Below are 26005 nucleotides of genomic sequence, written 5' to 3' on the forward strand. Positions count from 1 at the left end.
GCTCCTCGGCGTGGGTAATCACGGCACCTTCAACCAGGGCCTGTTCAACACCGGCAACTACAACATCGGCATCGGGCTCACCGGCGATCACCTGATCGGCATTGGCCCGCTGCACATCAGCCGTTGACCGCACCCTCCAGATCGGAAATGAGATCGGCAAGACTGAGGATCCGCTGGGCGTCACGCACGTGCAGATTTTCGATCATGCGACCGTCGACAGTGATGACGCTGCGGCCCGCTGCCCGGGCCTGCTCATAGGCCGAGACGACCTTGCGGGCGTGCGCCAACTCTTTCTCCGAGGGGCCGAACGTGTCATTGGCCGCCGCGATCTGCGACGGGTGGATCAGAGTCTTGCCGTCGAAGCCCATCTCGCGGCCCTGTCGGGCCTCGGCGGTAAAGCCGTCTCCGTCGGTGATGTCGTTGAACACGCCGTCCAGGACGGCTTTCCCGGCCGCGCGGGCACCCAGTACAGCCATTGCCAACGCCGGCAACACCGGAGCCCGGCCGGGGACATGCAGGCCATGCAACTCGTTCACCAGATCGTTGGTGCCGACCACCAGAGCAGCCAGGCGATCGCTCGCCGAGGCGATCTCTTCGATGCGAAGGAACGCGCGGGGCGTTTCGATCATCACCCACAACTGCAGCGAACGCGGCGCTCCCAGCCCGTCGAAAGCACCGACCAGATGCTGAACTTGTTGGGCTGTCTCGATTTTCGGCACCAAAACCCCGTCGGCGGCCGAACCCGCCACGGCGGCCAGGTCATCGTCGTGCCAGTCGGTGTCCAGGCCGTTGATCCGTACCACCACTTCGCGGGGCCGGTAGTTGCCCGACATAACGGCATCACACACGGCCGTCCTCGACTCGTCCTTCGCGTCGGGACCGACGGCATCCTCGAGGTCGAAGATCAATACGTCCGCCGGTAGCGTCCGGCCCTTCTGCAGTGCCCTGCTCTTGTTGCCGGGGAGGTACAGCGCGGATCGACGTGGGCGCAATGTCGGTGCCATGGTGCTGAAATTCTTTCACTCGGCTTTCCGGCCGGTCTGCCAGGTCTGCACGCCACGGTTAGGCTGACCACGTATGGAATGGCCGGCCGGGACGGGAGCAGCGGATGTCATCGTTTGGTTCGGCGCGTGCCGAGGGGGACAGCTGGGATCTCGCCTCCAGCGTGGGGGCGACCGCCACCATGGTGGCGGCCGCGCGAGCATTCGCCTCCCGCGAACCTGATCCGCTGCTCGACGATCGATTCGCTGAACCGTTGGTGCGTGCGGTAGGGCATCCGTTCTTCACGCGCATGCTGGACGGCGAGATACCCCTGGAAGACGCCGAAATGCCGATGACCTTCCAGCAACGGCGTGAGCAAATGACCGTGCGCACACGCTTTTTCGACGATTTCCTGCACACCGCCACCAGCGACGGCATCCGACAGGTGGTGATCCTGGCCGCCGGACTCGACGCCAGGGCCTACCGCCTCTCGTGGCCAGAGGGCACGGTGGTCTTCGAGGTTGACCAGCCCGAGGTCATCACCTTCAAGAGCCTGACGCTGGCCCAGATCGGCGCCGAACCGACCGCCGAACGTCGCCCGGTGGGCATCGATCTGCGCGATGACTGGCCTAATGCGTTGTCCGAGAACATGTTCGAGGCGAACGAGCCAACCGCGTGGATCGCCGAGGGCCTGCTCCCCTATCTTCCGCCGGAGGCTCAGGACCGGCTACTGGACAACATCACCAGGCTGAGCGCCCACGGCAGCCAACTCGCGACGGAAAACATCACCGACATGAGTGTGTTCACCGACGAACGTGCCCGATCCATGCGTGCCGCCTGGCAAAAGTACGGGCTGGATATCGACGTCGCCGATCTGGTTTGGCTCGGCGAACGCCGGCCGGCCGCTGACCACCTGGCTGCCGCCGGCTGGACGGTCCGCCAGTACCCCACCGAGCTCTTGTACGCCCAGTACGGATTCACCCTGCCGGACAACGAGATTCTCGCGGCGTTCCGCGACACCGTCAGCTACATCAGCGCCGCACTGAGCTGACGGCCCAGACTTGCCAGGCCTGTGAGTGTTGGGTTCTCGCCGAAAGGGGGCATCCACTCCAGCGATCACACGCCAGAGCAGGAGGCCGGAGTATGAGCATTGTCCCGTCAATCACACTCAATGACGGGAACTCGATCCCGCAGCTGGGTTTCGGGGTCTTCCAGATCGAGCCGGACCAGACGGCCGCGGCCGTGCGTGCCGCCCTGGAGGTGGGGTATCGGCACATCGACACGGCCGAGATGTACGGCAATGAGAAAGAGGTTGGTCAAGGCGTTCGTGACGCGGGCGTGGACCGCGGCGAGGTCTTTCTGACCAGCAAGCTGAACAACGGTTTGCATCGGCCGGACGACGCCCGGAAAGCTTTCGATGCGACGCTGTCGGCACTGGGATCAGATTATGTGGACCTCTTTCTCATCCATTGGCCATTGCCGACGTTGTACAACGGCGATTTCGTGTCGACCTGGAAAACGCTCGAGGAGTTTGCCGCTGACGGTCGCGCCCGCAGTATCGGCGTGTCCAACTTTCAACCCGCCCATCTGGATCGGCTCGCGGACGCTGCACAGACCGTGCCGGCGGTCAATCAGATCGAGGTGCACCCGTACTTCACCAACGACGAGGTGCGGGCTTACGGCAAAGCCCACAACATCGCGACCGAGGCGTGGTCACCGATTGCGCAGGGCAAGGTACTGAACGACGAAGTCATCACGGGTATGGCGAAGGCTCTAGGCAAGACGCCAGCGCAGGTGGTGCTGCGCTGGCACATTCAGCGCGGCGACATTGTGTTTCCCAAGTCGGTCTCTCCAGAGCGGGTGAAGTCGAACTTCGAGATCTTCGACTTCGAACTCTCGGAGCAGAACATGGCGGCCATCACCGCGCTGGATCGAGGAGAGAAGGGACGCACGGGAGCTCATCCCGACGAGTTCGACTACATCCCCGACTGAACGAGTGCCAGGAGCCGACCCGCGGGTTACGGCTCATTTCTGCGTTCACGCCACTCCCGCTCGAACGGCAGTCGCCACGCGTTCGGCGCAATCAACTGGTGGATGGCGTTCGGGCCCCAGGTACCGGGCTGATAGAGCTTGGCCGGCGGCGGATCGTCGAGCAGATCCTGCGATCGCTCCCATAGCGACTCGATGCCCTCCGCAGTGGTGAACAGCGTGTGATCGCCGCGCATCGCGTCCAGAATCAGCCTCTCGTAGGCTTCCAATACGTCTGCGGCGGTGTCTATCTCCTGGGTGGAGAATTGCATGGACAGTTTGTCGAGCTTCATTCCCGGGCCCGGTCGCTTTCCGTAGAAGGACAGCGAAACTTTCGAGTTGTCGGCGAGGTCGAACGTCAGGTGATCAGGGCCCTGTGTTCCCACGCCGGACCCCGGCGGGAACATGGTCCGGGGTGCCTCTTTGAAAGCGATCGAGATGATGCGGATGCCCTCGGCCATCTTCTTGCCGGTGCGCAAGTAGATCGGCACCCCGGCCCAGCGCCAATTGTCCACTCCCACCTTGAGCGCAATGAAGGTCTCGGTGTCGGAATCCTTCGACACACCATCTTCCTGGCGGTAGCCGTTGTATTGGCCACGCACCACATTCGACGTCTTGATCGGCAGCATGGACCGGAACACTTTGTTCTTCTCCTCGCTGATCGCGCGCGGTTCCAGCGCCGTCGGCGGTTCCATCACCACAAAGGCCATCACCTGCAAGAGATGGGTGACGACCATGTCCCGAAAGGCGCCGGTGTTTTCATAGAAGTGCGACCGCTGGTCCAAGCCGAGGGTTTCCGGGATGTCGATCTGGATATGGTCGATGAAGTTGCGGTTCCAGATCGGCTCGAACAGCCCGTTGGCAAAGCGAAAAGCCAAAATGTTCTGGGCGGCCTCCTTGCCCAGAAAGTGGTCGATGCGGAAAATCTGGGATTCATCGAAGGTTTCGTGTACGAACTCGTTGAGTGCCACCGCGCTGTCGAAGTCGGTACCGAACGGTTTCTCCATCACCACTCGCGAGCGGTCGACGAGATCGGCTTCGCGCAACATGGTGATGACATCGGGCGCCGCCTTCGGCGGAACCGACAGGTAGTGCAGTCGTCGGACGTTGTCGCCCAAATCTTCTTCGGCTTTCGCGACCGCTTTAGCAAGTGCTTCGGAGCCGGAGTCTTGGGGCACATAGGTGAGGATTCTTGCGAATTCCTCCCACTGTTCGGGCGTGAGTTTGTGGGCGCCGAACTCATCGATCGCGTTGTGGGCGATTTCCCGGAATTCGTCGTCTGTCAGATCCTCGAGTGAGGTGGCGATGATCTGGATATTGGGTGCGAGTTCAGACTGGTCCAAGTGGGCAAGGCCGGGAATCAGCTTGCGTTTAGCCAGATCACCTGTCGCGCCGAACAACACGATGACGTGCGGGTCCAGCGGGGCGTTGTCGTGGTGGTGCGGGCGCGCCTCCGGCGCCGGGTACGAGATGGTCTGCGGTTTCTTGGTGGCCACCCTCGCGATACTTCCACCGCGCGGCGCGATCTGCACGTGCGGGCCCTCATGTCAGCCTGGACGACGAATTCAGGCTGCCGGGTTACTGACACACTGGGCGGTAATCTTCACTGCGGCCAACCACTTTCGCTGACCGGCGATCAGGGGCGGTCCAGCACCGCGTCGATAGCCCGATAGATCCGCTGTTCGCTGACTGGCCGTGGGGTGCCGAGTTGCTGTGCCCACAGGCTGACCCGTAGTTCCTCGATCTGGCGACCGATCTGGCGGATGTCGTCCGCTGCCGCCCGCCAGCCGGGGAGGTCGCGCAACAGTTCGCCGAAGGCGTTCTGTACCCCGTGCACCCGCCGCATGCGGTCCCGGTCGGTCTGAACTGACTGGGGCAGCCGGTCGAGGCGGCGCCTGGCCGCGGTCAGGTAGCGGGCGAGGTCGGCCAGATGCGCGGCTCCGGTGGCTGTGACAAATCCGGGCGGCAACAGCCGGTCGAGTTGTGCCCGCACATCGGAGATCGCCTCGGCCTGTTCGGTCGATGGGTGAGCAGGCAAAACGAGTTGCACTTCCCGTGCCGCCGACAGCACCTTCGCCGTGCGGTCGACGATATCGGCGGTCGTGGCCACCAGGGCCGTCGCCACCCGGTCGCGTAGTAGCGTGAACGCCTCGCGTGTCCACACCGCTTGCGGTATCAGCGCGTCCGCGGCGGCGTCGGCGCAGTCCTCGAGGAGCGCGGCTAACGAGCCGTCCGGATTGCTGCCGAGAGTCAACCGGGTGCGTGGATCCAGCTGCCGTTCAACAGCTTTGACCGTTGATGTGACACCGAGTCGGACCAGCCGGCGGAGGCCGGGTCCCATCGCGCTGCCCTGCTCGCCGGAATGAGTGAAGACGCGCACGTCAACGGCGGTGCGTGCGTCGACGAAGGCGGGAAAGCCGCGCACCGATCGGCCGTCGACAATTCGCTCGACCACTTGCGGCAGTTCCGCCATGTCATCGGGCCAGGCACGCAGTCCCGTTCTTTCCAGCTCACCGGCGACCGCATGGGCGACGGCCCGGCGAGCCGGTGCCGCAAGCCGTTGCTGCAGCACCGCCAGATCCTTTCCGCGCGCGACTTCTGTCCCGTCGGCGGCCTCGACGGCGAACGTCACTCGCAGGTGCGCGGGCAGCTTCTCCAGGTCGAACTTCTCGACTGGCACCACAACGCCTGTGCGACGGCGTAATTCGCGCTGTAATGCGGGTAGTAGCGGCTCGCCGGCGGGGTCGATGCCTGCCAGCAGGGCCCGGGCGGTATCGGGTGCGGGAACAAAATTGCGCCGCAGGTCTTTTGGCAGTGATCGGATGAGTGCCGTGACCAATTCCTCCCGCAGTGCCGGAACCTGCCAAGCGAATTCGTCCCCGCCCAGCCCGGCCAGCACGTCGATCGGAACATGCACCGTGACACCGTCGTCGGCGGCGCCCGGTTCGAAACGATAGGTCAACGCCAGCGCCGCGTCGCTCGTGCGCCACGTATCCGGCCGGTCCTGGTCCCCGGCAGCCTGTTGGCTGCGCAGCAGGTCTTCACGACGGAAGGTCAGCAGCTCAGGGGTCTTGTGGCGCTGCTTTTTCCACCACCCGTCGAAGTGGCGCGCGGATACCACATCAGCGGGGATACGGGCGTCGTACAACGCGTAGATGTCGTCGTCACCCACCAGCAGGTCACGCCGGCGTGCCCGCTCCTCCAACTCCTCGAGTTCGGTGCGCAACCGTTCGTTGTCGCGGAAGAAGTGATGCCGGGTGTTCCAGTCGCCTTCGACGAGTGCGTGCCGGATGAAGATCTCCCGCGCGACGGCCGGTTCGATCCTGGCGTATCCGACCTTCCTGCGCGCAACCAGCGGGAGGCCGTACAGGGTCACCCGCTCGTAAGCCAGCACTTCGCCACGTTTGGCGTCCCAATGCGGCTCGCTGTAGGTGCGCTGCACCAGATCACCCGCGACCCGCTCGACGACCTCCGGCTGGATGCGCGCGGCGGTCCGGCCATAAAGTCGGCTGGTTTCTACCAGTTCGGCCGCGACCACCCATTGCGGCGGACGCTTGGTGAGCACCGAGCCCGGAGCCAGGACAAACCGCGCATTGCGCGCGCCGAGATATTCGCGCGTGTCTTCGCGGCGCATTCCCACGTGCGACAGCAATCCGGCAAGCAGAGCCGCGTGGATTCCGGATGCCTGGGCCGGCTCGCCGGACTCGACGATTCCCAAATCCCGGGCGATGGTGCGCAGCTGCCCCACCAGATCCTGCCACTCGCGGATGCGCAGGTAGTGCAAGAACTCTTTTCCGCACATCCTTCGGAAAGCGCTGCCGGACAATTCTTTCCGCTGACTTCGCAGATACTGCCACAGGTTGAGGTAGGCAATGAAGTCGGAATCCTCAGCGGCGAACCGGGCGTGACTCTGGCGCGCCGCCTCCTCGCGGTCGGCGGGCCGTTCCCTCGGGTCCGCAATGGTCAGTGCCGCAACGAGTACCAGTATTTCGCGCACGCATCCTTCGGTGTCGGCCTGCAGGATCATCCGGCCCAGCCGGGGGTCGACGGGCAGCCGCGCCAGCCGGCGGCCGACGTCGGTGATCGCGCCGTGCTGGTCGAAAGCGCCGAGTTCCTGCAGCAGTTGCACACCGTCGCGGATGCTGCGGCGGTCCGGTGGGTCCAGGAACGGGAACTGCTCGAGGTCGCCGAGTTCGAGAGCCGCCATCTGCAGGATCACCGAGGCGAGATTGGTGCGCAGGATTTCCGGTTCGGTGTATCGGGGACGGGATTCGAAGTCCTCCGCGGAGTAGAGGCGGATGCACACACCCGGCGCCACTCGACCGCACCGGCCGGCCCGCTGCGCGGCCGACGCCTGCGAGATCGGTTCGATGGGCAGGCGTTGCACCTTCAGCCGGCGGCTGTAGCGGGAAATGCGGGCATTGCCCGGATCGACGACGTAGCGAATGCCGGGCACGGTCAGCGACGTTTCGGCGACGTTGGTGGCCAGCACGACGCGGCGTCCGGTATGCGGCGCGAAGACACGCTGTTGTTCGGCGGTGGGCAACCGGGCATAAAGCGGAAGCACTTCGGTGTGTTTGAGCCCACTCAAAGCCTCTGCGGTATCCCGGATTTCGCGCTCTCCTGACAAAAACACCAGGACGTCACCCGCTGGTTCGGCCTCCAGTTCATCAATGGCGTCGACGATCGCCTCAATCTCATCGCGTGTCTGGGTGCGGACGATTTCGTGGTCGGGGTCGTCGGGATCGTCCGTCGTGTCAAGCGAAACGGGCATCTCGAGTGGGCGGTAACGGATCTGCACCGGATACGTCCGTCCGGACACCTCGACGATTGGTGCCTCGTTGAAATGTGCCGCGAAGCGCTGCGGTTCGATGGTCGCCGATGTGACGATCACCTTCAGTTCGGGACGGCGGGGCAGCAGCTCGCGGAGGTATCCCAGCAGGAAGTCGATGTTGAGGCTGCGTTCATGGGCTTCGTCGAGGATCAGCGTGTCATATTGCAGCAGTCGGCGGTCCCGCTGAATCTCGGCGAGCAAGATGCCGTCGGTCATCAGCTTGATCAGGGTGCGATCGCTGACTTGGTCGGTGAAGCGGACGGTGTAGCCCACGACGTCGCCCAGTGTGCTGTGCAGTTCGTCGGCGATGCGTTGCGCAACGGTGCGGGCGGCCAGCCGACGCGGCTGAGTGTGCCCGATGGTGCCACGCACGCCGCGGCCGATGTCCAGACAGATCTTGGGCAATTGGGTGGTCTTGCCGGAGCCGGTTTCTCCGGCGACGATGACCACCTGGTGGTTGAGTATCGCTTCGGCGATGTCCCGACGGCGCTCGGTGATCGGCAGATCGGGATAGCCGATGGCGGGCACCGCGCCCTGCCGGGCGGACAGCAGTGACTCCGCGGCGGCCACCTGCTCGGCGAGCTGCTGGAGCTTTTCGGGTCTGGCGCCGCGGAGGTTGTGCAGGCGCCGGCGCAAGCGGGTGGCGTCGCGGATGGTCAGCCCGTCGAGTCGGCTCCTCAACTCCCGGACGCTCGGATCGGCCACTCGGTCAGAGTAATCGGCGTGTGTCGCGGGTTACGTTGGGCAACAGTCCGAATGAGTCGCCTATGCCGCGGGCGGCAGCACCGGTGGGCGGCACACATTGGCTGCCGGGTCCCACCACCAACCGTTTTCGCAATCGAGTGGTTGCGGCCCGACGCCCAGCGGGCGACAAACGTTGGCCGTCGGATCCCACCATTGGCCGGCGTCACAGTTGAGCGGTTGTGGTCCCACGCCCAGAGGCCGGCACACCTTGCCGGTGGGGTCCCACCATTCGCCGTCCGCGCACTGTGCCGAACTGATCGCCGGGGTTGCGATCGTCGCTACGGCCATCGGCGCGAACAGCATGGCGGCCACGGACATCAGCCGACAAATGATCGTCCACATTGCACACCTCGTATCGTGCGAGCTGATCTAAGGCCCGTCTTTCCCCGATACGGCGTGTCCCAAACTCAATACCCGGAGGAAACCGACCGGTTCGGTGAAGCCTTTGAGCGCAACCTTCTCTTCGCGTTTCGGCACGTCGGCCAGTATTTCGCGCACCGCGGGATCGGCGGCGACGGCCTGGGAGAGCACGATGTCGTTGCCGGCGCTCTGGCCTTGCAGTCGGGCAGCCATGTTCACGGTGGAACCGAAATAGTCCAGGCGGTCGTTCAGCGTCACGACCACGCTCGGTCCGGCGTGGACACCCACCTTCAACACCAACTGCTCGCCGCGGTGCGCCGAGGAGGCGATCCGGCACTGCATTGCCAGCGCCGCCCGCACCGCTTGCGCCGGATCGTCGAAAGACGCCATCACTGCGTCACCGATCGTCTTGACGACAGCGCCGTCATGGTCACGAACGATCGCGGCCAGCAAGGTGAAGTGCTCACGCACGAGGTTGTAGGCGACGGCATCGCCAACCCGTTCGTAGAGCTCGGTTGAGCCGCGCAAATCGGTGAAAAGCAACGCAACCTGGCTCACGCCCGCGTCGTCACCCGGTCTCAGCGTCGCCTCAGCGAACAAGTCGCGAAAGGCTTGCAGGGAAATCGCTTCCGGTGCGGTCAGTGCCTGGCGTGTCCACGTGCGTTCTTCTATCAGCGCCGCCAGCTCGAAGTCGGCGTCGTTGACGAACGTCACGGTTCCCGGCTCGTCGCTGCATGCCGCGGCGGAAAGTATCTGCACACCGGACCTCGTGATGCGCAGGCCGGGGAACGGACCCCCGGAGTGTTCGACGTTGACGAAGTCGCCGGGGTGCAACGTACGCAGGCGATAGGAACCGGCGGGCAGTTCAACGGCCATTGTGCGCCGCTCCCCCGGACCCAGCAGGACCTGCACGGCCACGTGCTCGGTGCTCATCGGGCCGGACAGGCAGAAGGCGCCTTCGCGCAGTGGTCGAACCGCCGGCGCCGGTGCAAAAGTCAGCTCGACGTTGCGCTCGAAGTCGCGGTCGTAGTCGATATTGCACGATGAGCAGTGCGCGCCGTGGGGTAGGTCGGCCAGCGTCGGGACGCTGACTTTGGCTCCACGGCAGTTGGGGCACAACAGATCCCATTTCATCCCGAGCAGGCCGGCCTTCACCCCGGTCAAACACGCCTCGGTCGCGGCCCGCGGGGGCACATCCAGCTCCCCCGCCAGAAGCTTGGGCCGCAGACGGGTGAGATCGGCGGCCATGGCCCGCAGCACCCACTCGGCGAGCCGGTCGCCAAGTCCGTTTCCGTACGGGCTGTTGTCGATTTCGCGCGCCATCGCGGTGGCGCGTTCGCGCGCGCCCTGGGGCAGCATCGGCTCTGGGAGCACGAACGGTGTCAGTCGCTCAGAGGCGTGGTCGCCGCGCAGAAAGGCGACCGCCTCGAGGACGCGCCGGCGCACGTTCTCCCCGGCCTGCGCCGCAAGTCGGGTGCCGAACACGCGGCCCGCCATGTTCAGCGGCTCCCATTCCAACGCATAAGAGACGCGCGAGCCCCCGTTGCCGTCGGGTTCGATATCGAAAACCGGGCCAAAGCGGCGAAATGGTCCCTTGCTGAACACCCGCGATTGGCGGAAGTGCCGGCCCGCGACCCACTCGTAGGGCTTTTCCTCCCACTCCAGCGCGAAGCCCGCCGCTTTGCCTCGGCCGGTGCGCAGCACCGTCCCGGTGGATTGCGGTGTTTCTTCCAGCGTGTAGGGCGGCAAACCCAAGGCTTCGTTGAACCGGTTCGTGTCGGCCAGGACCGGCCAGAGTTGCTCTGGCGGGAGGTCGAATGTCCAGGTCCACGTGCGACGCATCGATTGGCACTTTAGACCCGGGGGTCCGCCTAGGGACATCAAATCGGCTTGTTGCGCGACCGACCTGATGTGCTGGTGGCCGGGGTTGCCACGAGGCGCCGCCAGCGACGTCACGGGGGGTGTGCCAGGATCTGGGCATGACTGCACGCCGCCTCGCACGCATCTTCGCTCTCTTCGTCATGACGACGTGGGTGCTGTTGAGCGTGCCTCTCGCCGGTCCGACGGAAGCCTCAGCCGACCCGTGTGCCGACGTCTCGATCGTCTTCGCCCGCGGTACTCATCAAGAGCCGGGGCTGGGCAACGTGGGCCAGGCTTTCGTGGACTCACTCACCTCCCAGCTGGCCGGGCGATCCGTCGAGGTCTACGCCGTGAACTATCCCGCCAACGACGACTACCACAACAGCGCTCCGAGCGGCGCCGACGACGCCAGCGCCCACGTGCAGGGCACCGTCGCCGGCTGCCCTGCTACGAAGATCGTCATGGGTGGGTATTCGCAGGGCGCGACGGTGATCAACCTGGCCAGCACCCAGATGCCGGCCGCGGTTGCCGACCACGTCGCCGCGGTCGCCTACTTCGGTGAGCCGTCCAGCGGGTTCTCCAGTGCACTGTGGGGCGGCGGCCCGTTGCCGGCGATCAGCCCGCTCTACACCGGCAAGCTGATCAACCTCTGCGCTACCGACGACCCGATCTGTACCGGCGGCGGAAACATCATGGCGCACGTCTCCTACATCGAGAACGGAATGACGGCCCAGGCCGCGACCTTCGCGGCCAACCGCATCAAGTAACTCTCACGGGCCGACCGGGGCAAAATAGGTGCACCGGCGAGCCCACGTTGCTGATCACCGGAAATCGACTCGCGGGCACCGCGCCTAACCCCGACCATCTCTCGATGCCCGCCCAGCCATTGATGATGTCATCGGGGTCGATACCTCCGTGGTAGCCCGCAATGTCGTAGGGCAGCGCAAAGGTGGCCAAGATGGTATCCCCCGTCACCCCGGCGACACCCAATTCGACGTCGAAGATGTCCAACCAGTCCAGCCACGACAGCCCATCGCCGGCCGGGTTGGCCAGGCTGGCCAGCGCGTCGGGCACCGCGGACAGCGATCGCTGTGCCGAGGACGCGGCGCTCGGTGCTTCCCCCGCGGCAGTGCCGGTGGCTTGGCAGACGGCGGCCGGTTGCCCGGGCAACCCATTCGGATCGGTGGTGGCCGCGGGCTCGCTGAACGGTGTCAGGGTCGTCGCCGACGCCGAGGCCACCGCATAGCCCTGCATAGCCGCGGTGTCCTGCGCCCACATATCGGGGGCGCGGCAGCCCGGTCCGACGACCTACCGCTCGAATTCGAGGTAGTGCCGGATCTCCTCGGCCGCAGCCTCGAGATTGCGGGAGACGACGCCGCGCCCGAGCCACTCGCTCAGCCGTGCGATGCCCAGACCGCTGGTGGAAAACGTCAAGGTCAGGGTGAGACGACTGCCGTCACCATCCGGTTCGACCAGTGCAGCGAAGGAGTGGCGCGTCCCCTGCACTGCTCGCCATTTGAGCAGGCTTCCCGTCGGGGGTGTGATCAGCACCCGGCCGCCGAGCTGAATGGTGCCACTGTCCAGATAGACGTCCCACAGCTCGCCGTCGTCGCGCGACTTCACGAACCTACAGCGGCTGAACGTCGACACCCGGGGAAAAAGCGAATGGGGGTCGGTGATGAAGCCGGCGCTTATCGGGAACGGGCAGGCGATGTGGCGTGAAACGCTGACGGACTGGGTCATTTCACCGGATCATCGGCACGATGGTCTTGCTGGCCAGCTTCGACAGCCCGACCTGCATGACGCTGGTGACGTAAGCCAGCGCACGATCCCAATCCGGGTCGTCGCCGAACCGGGCTCGCACATCGATGGGCTCCAGCACTTGCATGCGGATCTTGGCCGGCAGTGGAAACTGCGGAAGCGGTAGCGGTGACAAGCCCCACGGAATGCTCAGGGTCATCGGCATGCTCTTGACGCGGGCCAGTTTGTCCAACCGCAGCAGTTGTGCGGTGCGCCGGCCGTCGTTGAGCACGATCAACGTGTCGTGCCCACCGGTAGCCACCACCGGCACGATCTTCACGTTGCACCTGTGGGCCAGGCGCAGAAAGCCCTTGCGGCCCGAGAAGATGATCTTGTTGCGGTCGCGCCACGGACGCAGCGCCTCCACATCGCCGCCGGGGTAGACAAGGGCCGAGCCCTCGCACTCGAAGATGCGCTCGGCAAAAGAGTTGGCAGCGGGAACGACGCCGAGCTTGCGGGTCAATCCGCCGATGACCGGCGCGGCGGTGACCGTGTCGTGCGCCAGCGCGTAGAGCGGGCGACCCTCGACGGTGAAGTAGGTGTTGTAGGCCAGCAGGAAGACGAACGTGTCCGGGGTCGCCCCCCCACCGCTGTGGTTGCCCACGAACAGGACCGGCTCATCAGGCACCTTCTCGAAGCCCTGCACCTCGGCCCGGAACCACACGGTCGACGCCAGCCACAGTGCCGGCAGCACCGCGCGAATGAACTCCGGGTCGCGATAACGAAGTTCCTTGGGGAGTCGTCGCCGAGTCATCTCGATGAGACTAAACCGACACGCCGCGTTTCAACCGCAGTGGCCGCCGGCAGTATTACCTGACCATTCGCGCCTCGAGGATCGCGCGGCGCGGGGGTTCGCCTGGTGGCTAGGGTTGTCGTAGCTTGAGACGGGAGTGTCGTAGCTTCGGCCGGTTCAGAACAAAGCCGGCGATGAGGCTCGAGTGGGGATTGCTGCGTGTCGATGTGACTGACTGCGTCACCGCCGCCCAGTGAAGTGTGTAAGGGGTTCGTTTGCGTCGATTAGCTGACCGAACTATAATCTGGACACATGTCCAGTTTGCTGTCGCATCGTATGCGGGTGTGTTGACAGCCATGAGATTGGCGCCTTTCCGCGGTCGATCGCTGGCGGCGAAGGGTTGAGTATGCGAATCGCTCTGCTGTCCTACCGGAGTAAAGACCATTGCGGTGGGCAGGGTGTCTATGTGCGGCATCTCAGCCGCGGGTTGGTGGATCTCGGTCACGAGGTCGAAGTGTTTTCCGGCCAGCCGTATCCGGAATTGTTGGATCCGCGGGTGCGGCTGACCAAGGTTCCCAGCCTGGACTTGTACCGCGAGCCGGACCCGTTCCGGGTGCCCCGGCCGAGTGAGATCCGTGACTCGATCGACATGCTCGAACTTGCCACGATGTGGACCGCCGGCTTCCCCGAGCCACGAACCTTCACGTTGCGGGTGGCGCGGCTGCTTTCCGGCCGGGTCGGCGATTTCGACGTCGTCCACGACAACCAGAGCCTGGGCAGCGGGCTGCTCGCCATCGCCCGATCGGGCATGCCGGTGGTGGCTACCGTGCACCACCCCATCACGCGCGACCGGTTGCTCGACCTCGCGGCCGCGAGGTGGTGGCGAAAGCCCTTGGTGCACCGCTGGTATGGGTTTTCCAGCATGCAGAAGCAGGTGGCCCGCCAGATTCCGGATCTGCTGACCGTCTCCTCGTCGTCGGCGACCGACATCGTCAGCGACTTCGGGGTCGCGCCGGCTCAATTGCGTGTGGTCCCGTTAGGAGTCAATACGGAACTGTTCAAGCCGGGATCGTCGCCACGGCGGCCCGGCCGGGTGATGGCGATCGCCAGCGCGGACACTCCGCTGAAGGGGGTGAGCACGCTACTTCACGCCGTGGCCAAGTTGCGGACCAACCGGGATCTCGAGTTGTGCTTGGTCGCGAAAGTGGAAACCAACGGTCCCACCCATAAGCTCATCGCCGAACTGGGTATCTCCGACATCGTCCACATCGCCAGTGGGCTGCCCGATGCGGAGCTTGCCGCTTTGTTCGCCTCTGCCGAGGTGGCGTGCATTCCCTCGCTCTACGAGGGCTTTTCGTTACCGGCGGTGGAAGCGATGGCGAGCGGAACTCCCATCGTCGCCAGTCGCGTCGGCGCGCTACCCGAAGTCCTCGGGACAGACGGTGCCTGCGCCGAGTTGGTGGCACCGGCGGACGTCGACGCCCTGACCCAGGCGCTGGGAAGACTGCTGGATTCACCCGAGCGCCGCCGCAGTCTGGGTGCGGCGGGACGGGCACGCGCGGTCGACGTGTTCAGCTGGGACGCCGTGGCTGCTCAAACCGTGCGCGTCTATCAGCAAGCCATTGAACGCCGAGGCGGCGTGGGCGAGCCGCCATGCTGACGGTCGACTTCCAGCGGTTGAGTATCGGGCCCGCTACGAAGGTCATCGACGTGGGGTGTGGCGCGGGCCGACACGCATTCGAGGCGTACCGACGAGGTGCGGATGTGGTGGCCTTCGACCAGGACGCAGCCGAACTGCGCTCGGTGGACTCCTTGTTGCGCGCGATGGCCGAGACTGGCGAGGCGCCGCCCGCGGCCTCGGCGAAGGTGGTTCGCGGCGATGCGCTCAACCTGCCCTATGCGGACGAGACCTTCGACTGTGTGATCGCATCGGAGATTCTGGAGCACATCCCGCACGACGATGCGGCGATCGCCGAATTGATCAGGGTGCTCAGAGTCGGCGGCACCCTTGCCGTCAGCGTGCCGCGCTGGCTGCCGGAGTGGGTGTGCTGGTTGCTGTCCGAGGAGTACCACAGCAACGAGGGCGGACACGTGCGGGTTTACCGGGCCAGTGCGCTAAGGGACAAAATCGCAGTCCGCGGAATGCAATTGACGCATACCCATCACGCACACGCACTGCACTCACCGTTCTGGTGGCTCAAGTGCGCCGTCGGACCCTCGAAGAACGATCATCCCGTGGTCAGCGCCTATCACAAGCTGCTGGTATGGGACCTCATGCGCCGGCCCAAGATAACGCAGTTGACCGAGACCATGCTCAATCCACTCATCGGCAAGAGCGTGGCCATGTATTTCACCAAGTACAGATCAGTGGAAACTCGCTCGGCACAAGGGTATTCAGTTGCTTCGGGATAACAGCGCGCTGGGGGTCGTCGGTGTTCTGACTCCACAGCAGTGCCGGCAGACCGCGATGTCCATTGCCGCCGCGCAGGAATCGTCGGGGGCCATCCCGTGGTTCCCGGGTGGTCACACCGATCCGTGGGACCACGTGGAGAACGCGATGGCGCTCACCGCTGCCGGGTTGCTGGAAGCTGCGCGCGCCGCCTACGACTGGTGTCGCCGCATGCAGCGACCGGACGGCTCCTGGCCGATCCAGGTCCGGGCCGGCATTGTCGAAGATGCCAATAGCGACAGCAACTTCTGCGCCTATGTCGCCACCGGTGTATGGCACTACGTCCTGGTCACCGGGGATGAAGCCTTTGCCGCCATGATGTGGCCGGTGGTGCAGAAAGCGATTGACTTCGTCATCGACCTGCAGGTTGGGTACGGCGAAATCTGTTGGGCCAGAAGTGAAGACGGGCCTCTGCCGGAGGCCCTGCTAACCGGTTGCGCAAGCATATTTCACAGCATCCGTTGCGCGCTGGCCCTCGCCGCCCTGATCGGCGAACCGCAGCCGGAGTGGGAACTGGCGCTGGGCCGGTTGGGTCACGCGATAGTCGCTCACCCGGAAGTGTTCACCGAAAAGGACCGCTATTCGATGGATTGGTACTACCCGATCCTGAGTAGCGCATTGCGAGGTCCGGCGGCCGCGGCACGAATCCGTCAGCGCTGGGACGATTTCGTGGTGGGCGACCTGGGCATTCGCTGTGTGGTCGACCGGCCGTGGGTCACCGGTGCGGAGACCTGCGAACTGGTCCTGGCGTTGGATGCCATCGGTCACCGATCGGCCGCCCACCGGCAATTCGGTGCGATGCAGCATCTGCGCGACGGCGACGGGTCTTACTGGACGGGACTGGTTTTCGCGGACGGCAAGCGCTGGCCCGAGGAACGCACCACCTGGACCGGCGCGGCGATGATTCTGGCTGCCGACGCACTGTCCGGGACCACGCCCGGTAGCGGGATCTTTCGCGGGCATGGGCTGCCGATCGGATTGCAGACCGACTTCGACTGCGAATGCGTTACCGCCGGGCCTGGGCGGTGACCTCGACCGGTTCGCCCGCCCGGCCGGCGGTTCTTTCCAGCACCCGCAGCGAACCAGTCGCGGCCGTCTCTCGAAAATAGCCTGATTCGATTGCACGACAATAGATTTGGTATGGAGCGCGGCCCCCGTCGTTAGGGTCGGGGAACACATCGTGGATCACCAGCGCTCCCCCGGCGACCACCCACTTCGCCCATCCTTCGAAGTCGCGCGCAGCGGCGGCCTCGGTGTGGCCGCCGTCGATGAACAGGAATTGCAGTGGCGTGCGCCATCCCTTGGCGACGACCGGAGACTTGCCCACGACGGCGACCACGTGATCGTCCAGGCCGGCGGCATCGAGCGTGCGCCGGAATGTGGGCAGCGTGTCGAAGAGTCCGGTTGTCTCGTCGACCAACGAGGCGTCGTGAAACTCCCAGCCGGCCTGGTGTTCTTCCGACCCGTGATGATGGTCGATGGTGAAGAGCACGCTCCCGCTCTGCTGCGCAGCCGCACCCAGCAACAGCGCGGACTTGCCGCAGTAGGTTCCGATCTCCACGCCCACGCCGCCGTCGAGATAGCGGCACGCGGCATCGAACAGCGCTTGACCCTCATCGCTGGGCATGAAGCCCCGGACCTGCTCGGCAAGCGCGAACAGGCGGGCGGTCGAGCCGGCGTCGTGATCGCTCATGAGCTGAACTTATCGGGCGCGGCGGTGACGCCGACCATCGGTCGGCATCCTTGCTGGATGCCCGCGTGGTCAAGTCCTTCTGGACACCCGTCCGGCCCGAAGGGGTGCGCCCGATCAGCCGTGCGGCGCCTCGGAGATCTTGCTGTCCGGCTTGCCCAGGGTCTGGCAGTACGTCTGCGCCGAAAGACGCGTCGCGTTGATCTCGAGCGAGCTCGGCTCGGCGCCGTTCTTGTCCTTGAGCATCTTGCTGACCTCCTCGCTCTGCTTCTTCTCGTCCTGCGTGGTGAAGTCTTTGCACTTGGTGTCACCACCGGTATTGATGACTTTCGAAGCCGAACATCCACTGAACATCAGCGTGGCGATGACGATCACGGCAGGTGCGAGGGGTTTCATCACTGGCCCTTTCTCGAGTCGGAGTCGTAGCTGTCTATACACCGCGGCGCGCATTTCCAAACGCGAGCAATTGCACAACCGCGAAACAAGCGATGCTTATTTTTCCAGGGTGAACTGATTGACGTCTATATGGCCGGAGCGGAAACGATCGGCGCAGCCGGTCAGGTATTTCATATACCGGTCGTAGACCTCTTCAGACTGAATTGCGACGGCCTCGTCGCGGCGTGCCGCCAGCGCTGCTGCCCATAGGTCGAGGGTCTTGGCGTAGTGCCGCTGCAGCGACTGGCGCCGGGTCAGCGTGAAACCCGCCTTCCCGGAGAGGTCGGCGACTATATCGGTATCCGGCAACCGGCCGCCCGGAAAGATCTCTGTGACAATGAATTTGACGAACCGGATGTGGTTCATGGAGATAGGCAGACCGCTCTGGTTGAGTTGGTCGCGGGTCAGTCCGGTGATGGTGTGCAGCAGCATCACCCCGTCGGCCGGCAGCAGCTTGTAGGCCAGCGAAAAGAAATCTGCATAGCGATCGTGACCGAAGTGCTCGAACGCACCGATCGACACAATGCGGTCCACGGGCTCGTCGAATTGTTCCCAGCCCTGCAGCAGCACCCGTCGGTCGCGCGCGGTGTCCATTTCGTCGAACGTCCTGTGCACATGCGCGGCCTGGTTCTTGGACAAGGTCAGGCCGACGACATTGACGTCATATTTCTCGATTGCGCGGCGCATGGTGGCGCCCCACCCGCATCCGACGTCCAGCAGCGTCATGCCGGGACGCAGGCCCAGCTTGCCCAGCGACAGATCTATCTTGGCGAGCTGAGCCTCTTCCAGCGTCATGTCGTCGCGCTCGAAATATGCGCAGCTGTAAGTCTGGGTCGGGTCCAGAAACAGCCGGAAGAAGTGGTCGGACAAGTCGTAGTGTGCCTGCACGTCGTCAAAGTGCGGCTTCAGTTCCTGAGACAAGCGGGTTGTGCCTTTCGTGGCATGTGAACTCAGTTTCGAGTCCGGCCTACGCCGGCTGGTATCTAGTTCCCCGCCGGTGCCAAACGAAACACCGGCTAAATCACACCGGCCTCCGAGCGGTGAGTTTCCGGCGATCGGCGGGTCATACCCATGGAACGGACACTTCATGAGAAAAGGTGGAACCCATGTCTGAGGCCAAGCCGCCGGTCGTGGATGAGCACAGTTGGCGCGCGCAACTGGACGAGTTACGCAAGCGCGAGAAGGCCGCTACCCGCGAACTGGATGCGATCGCCGCCCAGCGGCGACGACTGCCGATGGTGCGGTTGCCCGACTACACGTTGATCGGTGCCGACGGGCCCGTTCGGTTGGCCGACGTTTTCGAAGGGCGCTCCCAGCTGGTCGTCTATCACCACATGTGGTCGCCGGGCGCCGAGTGGCAGTGCGGCGGATGCACGGGGTTCACTTCGCAGTTCACCCGTCTGGAGTTTCTCGACAACTACGACGCCCGATTCGTCATCGTCACCAACGGAACGATCGACGAGGCGCTTGCTTACCGGCGCAGGGTCGGCAACAGGATGCAGTGGTACTCGTCTTCGGACAGCTCGTTCGGTGCCGACGTGGATGCGCCGCCCGGCGGCGGCTTCGCCGTCAACGTGTTTCTGCGCGATGGTGACACCATCTACCGCACCTGGCATACGAATGGGCGGGGAACCGAGCAGCTCAGTCACTCCTTCGCGCTGATCGACATCCTGCCCTTCGGCCGTCAAGAGGAATGGCAGGACTCACCGCCCGGCTGGCCGTCGAGGCCCACCTACTCCGGGTGGCTCGATTCGCCCGACATCGCCCGCGCCTACGGCCCGAGGGACGAAGGATGAGCAGCGACGGGCGAGTTCGGCGAATGCGACGCGTACCGCCCCAGGGTGGTCGATCCAGGGAAAATGGCCGGCTTCGGGTATGACATGCCAGATCACGTTCTCGGTGTGATAGCGCTTCGGCTGCCACACCGACGGGGTGACGATCCGGTCTGCTGATCCGCTCACGATCAGGGTTGGCACTGTGCTCGGCCACCATGCCGATACGTAGTCACCGTCGAAGTATTGTGCGGACCACTGTGCGGCCCGGACGTTGTATGGCAGCCGCCCCAGCAGATTCGTACCCGTAGCCAGACTGTCAGCCGGAAAGTTCCACGGCGCAGATTGCACCACCAAGTTGCGCAGGTTTTCACTGCTGGGTTCCGACTCGTAACGTGCGGCGGCCTGGTCGATGCCCGCTAACGGGTTCCGGGCGGTCATCTCCGCATGAACCGGGATCCACGAAGCATCGGGGGCGGTGCTGATCAGGACCAAGCCGGCCAGCACCTCGGCCAGCGCAGGGGTCGACAGCAGGTACTCACCCCCCGTCGAGTGCCCCACATACACCGGGCGCTCGACGGCGTGGGCCGCTTCGAGCAACACCTGTGGCCACAGGCTGTAGGGATCGGCGGGTGCGCCGGGGGCGTTGGTGTTGGAGCCGTCGCCGGGCAGGTCGACCAGCCAGGAGCATCCTGACACCGCGACCGCGTCCACGAGTTCCTCTAGCGATTCCGACCCGATTCCCGGCTCACCCGGGAGGAACAGCCAGTTCAGCTCGCCGACGCGGCGCCGGTGCAGACGCAGCCGGACACCAGAGGGCGTCCAATGCAGGTGCTGGGGTTCCATGGGTACCGGGCTCAAGATACCTGCGGTGGCTGCACATTCACCTCCGGCAAAGTCTTGACTGACTCCAGATAAGTGCGGAGTATGAGCATGTGTCCTCGGATCATGCCGAGCAGTTGCGAATGGCCGAGTTGCGGGTAACGCGGCCACGCATTGCGGTGATGGAGGCTGTGCATGCTCATCCGCACGCCGACACTGACACGATCTTCTCCGCTGTGCGGCTCGGGCTGCCCGATGTGTCCCGGCAAGCCGTGTATGACGTGCTCAATGCGCTGACTGCGGCCGGGCTGGTCCGGCGCATTCAACCCTCCGGTCTGGTCGCACGCTACGAATCGCGCGTAGGCGACAACCATCACCACGTCGTGTGCCGTTCCTGCGGCGTTATCGCCGACGTCGACTGTGCCGTCGGAGAGACGCCGTGTCTGACACCTTCGGATGAAAACGACGTCTTGGATGGCTTCGTCCTCGATGAGGCCGAAGTCATCTATTGGGGCCTGTGCCCCGACTGCTCGAGTACTGATTCCCGATCACAACCGTGATCGCAGCCCGTTTCAGATAAACCCGGAAGGAATGCAGTGTCATCCGATACATCCGATAGCCGACCTCCGCACGCCAACGACTCGGCCAGCACGAGCGAGAGCGAGAACCCGGCAATCCCGTCGCCGACACCCAAATCGCATGCTCCGCGTACCAATCAGGACTGGTGGCCCAACCAGGTTGACGTGTCGAGGCTGCATACGCACTCACCGCAGGCCAGTCCCCTCGGCGAAGGCTTCGACTACGCCGCGGAGTTCGCCAAGCTCGACGTCGAGCAACTCAAGGCCGACCTGGTCTCGGTGATGACGACATCGCAGGACTGGTGGCCGGCCGATTACGGGCACTACGGCGGCTTCTTCATCCGGATGAGCTGGCATGCGGCCGGTACCTACCGCATCTTCGACGGTCGCGGCGGTGCCGGCCAGGGGATGCAGCGGTTCGCCCCGCTGAACAGTTGGCCGGACAACGCCAGCCTGGACAAGGCACGCCGGTTGCTATGGCCGGTCAAGAAGAAGCACGGCAACAAGATCTCCTGGGCAGACCTGCTGGTCTTCGCCGGAAACGTTGCCCTGGAAGACATGGGCTTCCAAACCTTCGGCTTCGCCTTCGGCCGCGCCGACGTCTGGGAACCGGAAGAAACCCTCTTTGGCGAGGAGGACGAATGGTTGGGCACCGACAAGCGGTACTCCGGCGAGCGAGAACTCGCGCAGCCCTATGGCGCAACCACCATGGGCCTGATCTATGTCAACCCGGAAGGCCCCGAGGGCAAGCCGGATCCGGTCGCCGCGGCGCGTGATATCCGGGAGACGTTCGGGCGGATGGCCATGAACGACGAGGAGACCGCGGCACTCATCGTGGGTGGTCACAGCTTCGGCAAGACCCACGGCGCCAGTGCAGATCCGGTCGGCCCGGAGCCGGAGGCCGCCCCGATCGAGCAGCAGGGGTTGGGCTGGAAGAGCACGTATGGCACCGGCAGCGGCAAAGACGCCATCACCAGTGGCCTGGAAGTAGTGTGGACGCCCACCCCGACGAAGTGGGACAACACCTACCTGGAGACCCTCTACGGCTACGAGTGGGAGCTGACGAAGAGTCCCGGCGGGGCATGGCAGTTCACCGCAAAGGACGGTGCCGGCGCGGGCACCATTCCCGACCCGTTCGGCGGGCCGGGCCGCAACCCAACCATGCTGGTGACCGATTTGTCGCTGCGCGAGGACCCGATCTACCGGCAGATCACCCAGCGCTGGCTGGAGCACCCGGAGGAACTGTCCGAGGCGTTCGCCAAGGCGTGGTACAAGCTGTTGCACCGCGACATGGGACCGATCAGCCGCTACCTCGGACCGTGGATTCCCGAGCCGCAACTCTGGCAGGATCCGGTGCCGGCGGTCGATCACGAGCTGGTCGACGAAAGTGACATCGCCGCCTTGAAGGCCAAGGTGCTCGCGTCGGGCCTGTCGATTCCGCAACTGGTGAAAGTGGCCTGGTCTTCGGCGGGCAGTTTCCGCAAGACCGACAAGCGCGGCGGAGCCAACGGGGCACGGATACGCCTGGAACCGCAGAAGAGCTGGGAGGTCAACGAGCCCTCCGAGCTGGACAAGGTGTTGCCGGTACTCACCCAGATCCAGCAGGACTTCAACGGCTCCGCGTCCGGCGGCAAGAAGGTCTCGCTGGCTGACCTGATCGTGCTGGCCGGTTCCGCGGGGGTGGAGAAGGCGGCCAAGGACGCGGGGTACGAGATCTCGGTGCACTTCGCGCCGGGCCGTACCGACGCCACCCAGGAAGACACCGATGTGGAGTCGTTCGCGGTGCTCGAACCCCGTGCCGACGGTTTCCGCAACTACGTCCGTCCCGGCGAGAAGGCTCCGCTCGAGCAACTGTTGCTGGACCGGGCCTACATGCTGGGCGTCACCGGGCCGGAGCTCACGGTACTGATCGGCGGGCTGCGGGCCCTGGGTGCCAACCACGGCGGCAGCAAGCACGGCGTGTTCACCAACCAGATCGGCAAGCTGACGAACGACTTCTTCGTCAACCTGCTCGACATGGGCACCGAGTGGAAAGCGTCGAAGACCGGCGAGAACGTCTACGAGGGCCACGACCGGGCGACCGGCGAGCTCAAATGGACGGCGACCGCGAATGACCTGGTGTTCGGCTCGAACTCGGTGTTGCGCGCGCTCGCCGAGGTGTACGCGCAGGACGACAACAAGGCGAAGTTCGTCGAAGACTTCGTCGCCGCATGGGTCAAGGTGATGAACAACGATCGGTTCGACCTGACGTAATCCGGTTCGACTGTCGAGGCGCCCCGCGAGCCATGCGCTTGCGGGGCGCTCTCAATTCAGGCGGCCGCTGTAACCACAATCGAGTCGCCGCCGGTCGTCCACGCCGCCGTGAACGTGCCGATCGAGACCTGCTCGTCGGCACGGTCGGCACCGGGGTCGTTGAGGTGCACCACCTCGGCGTTGGTGTCGATACCCGTGACTACCAGAAAGTGATCGGCCGCGGTGCGCTGATCGCCGGTATCCCAGATGATCGCGGAATTGACCCAAGCGATGATCTTGCGGTTGTCGCGCAGGTACCGCTGGAGCGCGGGCAGTCCCGTCTGGTCGGGACGCGTTGCGTTGTCGGTCATCGTCGACTTGATGCCGTAGTGCTCGAGGAGCACCACTTCGTCCGCCATTTCGATGCCGCCCGTGCCGTTCGCGTGACTCGGGTCGCTCACCGGCGCATAGATCGGACCTGGGTTGGTGCCCGAGGGCGTGCTCACCGCTAACACGATCATCTGCTTTTCGGTCGGCGCGGTGCCGGTGACCTGCCCCACCACGTCGGCCACCGAAAGCAGGCCGCAGTTGTCTTCGAGTGACTGCGGTTGCCAGTATTTCGCGGCCGCCGCCGGGTCGCCGTAAAGACCAGTCGCAGCGGCGCTCGACGGTGTCGTGGTGCTGATCCCGGCGCCGGTGGTCGGCCGCGCCGACGCCGCCGTGGTCGGACCGCACCCCGACAACAGGATGGCGGCGGCCAAGCCGATCAGCGCCCGGGCCGCCGCCGCGGCCCGGGCCGTCGGCGCGGCGCCGGTTATCTGGCGAGGTCCCACTGCCCGTAGTCGGCGGCAAGGACGTCGTCGATGTCGGTGGGAACCCCGGCCAGCAGCGGCCCGTTGACCACTCTCTGATACAACACGGCGGCAGGCTCGCGCTCCCCGTTCGACCAGGCGCTCGTCTGCCATGCCCAGCGGTAGCCCGGGGTCGTCGATCGCCCGATGACGTTGTCTTTGATGGCCCATGCGCAGGCTCGGTTATGCCCGTAGATGCCGGTCCGGCCCACTCCGAGCACTGAGTTGATTCCCCGGAACCATTGGACGGCAAGGCTGTTCCATGTTTCCTGGTCGATGTTGTCGTCCACGCTGAAGAAGATCGGCGCCGAGGCCGGTCCGCCGGCCGCGCCGTGCAGGGCCAGCGCCGCCTGAGCGTCGGCAACACCGCCGTCGTAGCTGCGGGTGAAGTCCGACGGCGCCGTCCCGCCCGGCTTGCCGTATTGGAAGTTGCTGACGATGTGCAGACCCGCGGCACGCAGCGAGTCCGCGTACTGACGGGTGATCGGCTTCGCCTCGAAGTTCGCCCCCGGCCGCGACTCGGACACGTAATTCACCACGCCGTCGTAACCGGCCGCCTTGATGGCCTCCGGCGGGATGGTGTGCTCAGCAAAATCGATCAACAGGCCACTACCGGCTGACGCCTTCGGCGCTTCGGCTGTCGCAGCGATGCCGAGCAATACCGGGGCAAGGGCATACGCGAACGCTGCCCGTCGTGAGATGGGGCGGCGCGGGCCGCGGGATGAAGCTGTTTCGGGCACCGCGCGATGGTAACAATTGTCTGTTCGCGATCGTCGAGAATCGAATCCGATCGCAGGTAGACGCGCCGGGACCGGAGCAAAATCGTCGCGGAACTGCGCGGCCCGGCTGGCGACTCGATGCCACCCCGAGGTCCTCGGCAGCGCCGCTATTGCTGCGGGTGGCTCAGCCCGGCTGCCATTGGCCGCGGGACACCAGCACGTTGCGCAGTAGGTCGGCGCGATCGGTGATGATGCCGTCCACTCCGATGTCGAACAGCGCAACCATCTCCGCTGGATCGTCGACCGTCCAGGCGTGCACCTGCCGGCCCATCTCGTGCGCCGTGTGCACCAGGGCCGGCGTGATGACAGGCACCGTCCCCAGTCGCGACGGCAGTTGCAGGCAGTCGCTGTCGCGCATGAGCCGCCACGCATACGCGTGATTGCGCGGCGTCTTTGCCGCCAGGACTGCCAGAAATGCACCCGTTCCGGCTGCGCTGGCGACCCGCTTGGACAACAGCCGCAAAGCTTTGCGCCGGCGGCGCTCGGAGAACGAGGTGACCAGCACGCGGTCGTGGACGTTCATCCGCTCGATGACGTCGACGGTCGGTTCGACAGCTGACCCGACTTTGATGTCGATGTTGACCCGGATATCGGGATGGGCGCTCAGCAGGTCTTCCAGAGTGGGAATTGTCTCCCCCACGCCGAGATCTGCCTTGCGTACCTCGCGCCAATCCAACTCGTCGACTGCACCATGCACCCCACAAGCCGGGTCGAGTCGCCGGTCGTGCAGGACCACCGCGACGCCGTCGCGGGTCGCTCGCACGTCCGTCTCGATATAACGAAAACCGAGCCGCACCGCCCCGTCGAAAGCGGCCATGCTGTTCATCGGGAACCTGAACGACGTAAAACCCCTGTGGGCCATGGCGATCGGGCCGTTCTCGCGAAGGAACTCCACAATCGGTGTCCCGTCATCGTCCACCAGGTAAGTATGTCCACCGCTGTGTGAAACGCCAGTGCCGTCGAAAGCAGGTGAAACAAATTTGTTAAGCGGTGCACGGCCGCAACACGACTCGCTACGATCAGGTGCTGTGCGCCAATTAGTTGCCCGGAAATCGGT

24 protein-coding genes are annotated in these 26005 nt (G+C 64.9%); 9 read left to right on the forward strand and 15 right to left on the reverse strand.

Annotated elements, in window-relative coordinates:
- Nucleotides 1-116: 116 nt before the first annotated feature.
- On the reverse strand, nucleotides 117-1004 hold the full coding sequence (locus AC5Y7D_RS26565) for an HpcH/HpaI aldolase/citrate lyase family protein (RefSeq protein ID WP_499928760.1): 888 nt from the start codon (nucleotides 1002-1004) through the stop codon (nucleotides 117-119).
- 104 nt (nucleotides 1005-1108) lie between these two features.
- Here AC5Y7D_RS26565 and AC5Y7D_RS26570 point away from each other — a divergent pair, with 104 nt between their 5' ends.
- Together AC5Y7D_RS26570 and AC5Y7D_RS26575 are read left to right on the forward strand one after the other, a co-directional pair.
- Nucleotides 1109-2032 carry a class I SAM-dependent methyltransferase gene (locus tag AC5Y7D_RS26570; protein ID WP_499928761.1) on the forward strand — a complete coding sequence of 308 codons (924 nt, stop codon included), beginning with the start codon at nucleotides 1109-1111 and terminating at the stop codon, nucleotides 2030-2032.
- A 92-nt stretch (nucleotides 2033-2124) separates the two neighbouring features.
- Nucleotides 2125-2973, forward strand: a complete 849-nt coding sequence (locus AC5Y7D_RS26575; protein WP_499928762.1) for an aldo/keto reductase — start codon at nucleotides 2125-2127, stop codon at nucleotides 2971-2973.
- 26 nt (nucleotides 2974-2999) lie between these two features.
- Here the strand turns inward: AC5Y7D_RS26575 and zwf are convergent, their stop codons facing one another.
- From zwf to AC5Y7D_RS26595, 4 genes are all read right to left on the reverse strand, one after another.
- Entirely contained in the window at nucleotides 3000-4505 is a 1506-nt protein-coding gene (zwf, locus tag AC5Y7D_RS26580) for a glucose-6-phosphate dehydrogenase (RefSeq protein WP_499928763.1), read from the reverse strand.
- A gap of 140 nt (nucleotides 4506-4645) precedes the next feature.
- Nucleotides 4646-8548, reverse strand: a complete 3903-nt coding sequence (gene hrpA, locus AC5Y7D_RS26585) for an ATP-dependent RNA helicase HrpA (protein WP_499928764.1) — start codon at nucleotides 8546-8548, stop codon at nucleotides 4646-4648.
- Nucleotides 8549-8608: 60 nt separating this feature from the next.
- Entirely contained in the window at nucleotides 8609-8929 is a 321-nt protein-coding gene (locus AC5Y7D_RS26590) for a hypothetical protein (RefSeq protein WP_499928765.1), read from the reverse strand.
- 27 nt (nucleotides 8930-8956) lie between these two features.
- A complete protein-coding gene (locus AC5Y7D_RS26595) occupies nucleotides 8957-10789 on the reverse strand; it encodes an adenylate/guanylate cyclase domain-containing protein (RefSeq protein WP_499928766.1) in 1833 nt (610 codons plus the stop codon).
- Nucleotides 10790-10926: 137 nt separating this feature from the next.
- On the opposite strand from AC5Y7D_RS26595, the gene AC5Y7D_RS26600 reads away from it, so the two are divergent.
- Nucleotides 10927-11574, forward strand: a complete 648-nt coding sequence (locus AC5Y7D_RS26600; protein WP_499928767.1) for a cutinase family protein — start codon at nucleotides 10927-10929, stop codon at nucleotides 11572-11574.
- Here the strand turns inward: AC5Y7D_RS26600 and AC5Y7D_RS26605 are convergent.
- From AC5Y7D_RS26605 to AC5Y7D_RS26615, 3 genes are read right to left on the reverse strand one after another with little or no spacing between them, the layout of a single operon-like run.
- Nucleotides 11567-12085: a hypothetical protein gene (locus AC5Y7D_RS26605; protein WP_499928768.1), complete on the reverse strand. Its 519-nt coding sequence runs from the start codon at nucleotides 12083-12085 to the stop codon at nucleotides 11567-11569. The genes AC5Y7D_RS26600 and AC5Y7D_RS26605 overlap by 8 nt on opposite strands.
- A 30-nt stretch (nucleotides 12086-12115) precedes the next feature.
- On the reverse strand, nucleotides 12116-12550 hold the full coding sequence (locus AC5Y7D_RS26610) for a hypothetical protein (RefSeq protein WP_499928769.1): 435 nt from the start codon (nucleotides 12548-12550) through the stop codon (nucleotides 12116-12118).
- 1 nt (nucleotide 12551) lies between these two features.
- Nucleotides 12552-13361 (reverse strand): 1-acyl-sn-glycerol-3-phosphate acyltransferase, encoded by an 810-nt coding sequence (locus AC5Y7D_RS26615; RefSeq protein ID WP_499928770.1) that lies wholly within the window; start codon nucleotides 13359-13361, stop codon nucleotides 12552-12554.
- Nucleotides 13362-13746: 385 nt separating this feature from the next.
- On the opposite strand from AC5Y7D_RS26615, the gene manT reads away from it, so the two are divergent.
- The 3 genes from manT to mmpH are packed head-to-tail and all read left to right on the forward strand — an operon-like array spanning nucleotide 13747 to nucleotide 16818.
- Nucleotides 13747-15000, forward strand: coding sequence for an MMP alpha-(1->4)-mannosyltransferase (gene manT, locus AC5Y7D_RS26620; RefSeq protein ID WP_499928771.1), 1254 nt, complete (start codon nucleotides 13747-13749; stop codon nucleotides 14998-15000).
- A complete protein-coding gene (locus AC5Y7D_RS26625) occupies nucleotides 14994-15752 on the forward strand; it encodes a class I SAM-dependent methyltransferase (protein WP_499928772.1) in 759 nt (252 codons plus the stop codon). Before manT ends, AC5Y7D_RS26625 begins: the two co-directional genes overlap by 7 nt.
- A gap of 55 nt (nucleotides 15753-15807) precedes the next feature.
- A complete protein-coding gene (gene mmpH, locus AC5Y7D_RS26630) occupies nucleotides 15808-16818 on the forward strand; it encodes an MMP endo-(1,4)-3-O-methyl-alpha-D-mannosidase (protein ID WP_499928773.1) in 1011 nt (336 codons plus the stop codon).
- Here mmpH and AC5Y7D_RS26635 read toward each other — a convergent pair.
- From AC5Y7D_RS26635 to AC5Y7D_RS26645, 3 genes are all read right to left on the reverse strand, one after another.
- On the reverse strand, nucleotides 16796-17482 hold the full coding sequence (locus AC5Y7D_RS26635) for a class I SAM-dependent methyltransferase (RefSeq protein ID WP_499928774.1): 687 nt from the start codon (nucleotides 17480-17482) through the stop codon (nucleotides 16796-16798). The genes mmpH and AC5Y7D_RS26635 overlap by 23 nt on opposite strands.
- 114 nt (nucleotides 17483-17596) lie before the next feature.
- Nucleotides 17597-17875: a hypothetical protein gene (locus tag AC5Y7D_RS26640; RefSeq protein WP_499928775.1), complete on the reverse strand. Its 279-nt coding sequence runs from the start codon at nucleotides 17873-17875 to the stop codon at nucleotides 17597-17599.
- 96 nt (nucleotides 17876-17971) lie between these two features.
- Entirely contained in the window at nucleotides 17972-18835 is an 864-nt protein-coding gene (locus AC5Y7D_RS26645) for a cyclopropane mycolic acid synthase family methyltransferase (protein WP_499928776.1), read from the reverse strand.
- 185 nt (nucleotides 18836-19020) lie between these two features.
- Here AC5Y7D_RS26645 and AC5Y7D_RS26650 point away from each other — a divergent pair, with 185 nt between their 5' ends.
- Nucleotides 19021-19710 (forward strand): DUF899 domain-containing protein, encoded by a 690-nt coding sequence (locus AC5Y7D_RS26650; protein WP_499928777.1) that lies wholly within the window; start codon nucleotides 19021-19023, stop codon nucleotides 19708-19710.
- Here the strand turns inward: AC5Y7D_RS26650 and AC5Y7D_RS26655 are convergent.
- The gene (locus AC5Y7D_RS26655; RefSeq protein ID WP_499928778.1) at nucleotides 19618-20532 is read right to left on the reverse strand and encodes an alpha/beta fold hydrolase; all 915 of its coding nucleotides are present in this window, start codon (nucleotides 20530-20532) and stop codon (nucleotides 19618-19620) included. The genes AC5Y7D_RS26650 and AC5Y7D_RS26655 overlap by 93 nt on opposite strands.
- 119 nt (nucleotides 20533-20651) lie before the next feature.
- Here AC5Y7D_RS26655 and AC5Y7D_RS26660 point away from each other — a divergent pair, with 119 nt between their 5' ends.
- Entirely contained in the window at nucleotides 20652-21068 is a 417-nt protein-coding gene (locus AC5Y7D_RS26660) for a Fur family transcriptional regulator (RefSeq protein WP_499928779.1), read from the forward strand.
- A gap of 36 nt (nucleotides 21069-21104) precedes the next feature.
- On the forward strand, nucleotides 21105-23339 hold the full coding sequence (gene katG, locus AC5Y7D_RS26665) for a catalase/peroxidase HPI (RefSeq protein ID WP_499928780.1): 2235 nt from the start codon (nucleotides 21105-21107) through the stop codon (nucleotides 23337-23339).
- A gap of 56 nt (nucleotides 23340-23395) precedes the next feature.
- Here katG and AC5Y7D_RS26670 read toward each other — a convergent pair whose 3' ends face one another.
- The 3 genes from AC5Y7D_RS26670 to AC5Y7D_RS26680 form a co-directional block, all read right to left on the reverse strand.
- Entirely contained in the window at nucleotides 23396-24151 is a 756-nt protein-coding gene (locus AC5Y7D_RS26670) for a C39 family peptidase (protein WP_499928781.1), read from the reverse strand.
- Nucleotides 24133-24909 (reverse strand): DUF1906 domain-containing protein, encoded by a 777-nt coding sequence (locus AC5Y7D_RS26675; RefSeq protein WP_499928782.1) that lies wholly within the window; start codon nucleotides 24907-24909, stop codon nucleotides 24133-24135. Before AC5Y7D_RS26675 ends, AC5Y7D_RS26670 begins: the two co-directional genes overlap by 19 nt.
- A 163-nt stretch (nucleotides 24910-25072) precedes the next feature.
- Nucleotides 25073-25843: a glycerophosphodiester phosphodiesterase family protein gene (locus AC5Y7D_RS26680; RefSeq protein ID WP_499928826.1), complete on the reverse strand. Its 771-nt coding sequence runs from the start codon at nucleotides 25841-25843 to the stop codon at nucleotides 25073-25075.
- Between the last annotated feature and the right edge of the window lie 162 nt (nucleotides 25844-26005).

Source organism: Mycobacterium sp. NGS49 (assembly GCF_059812565.1).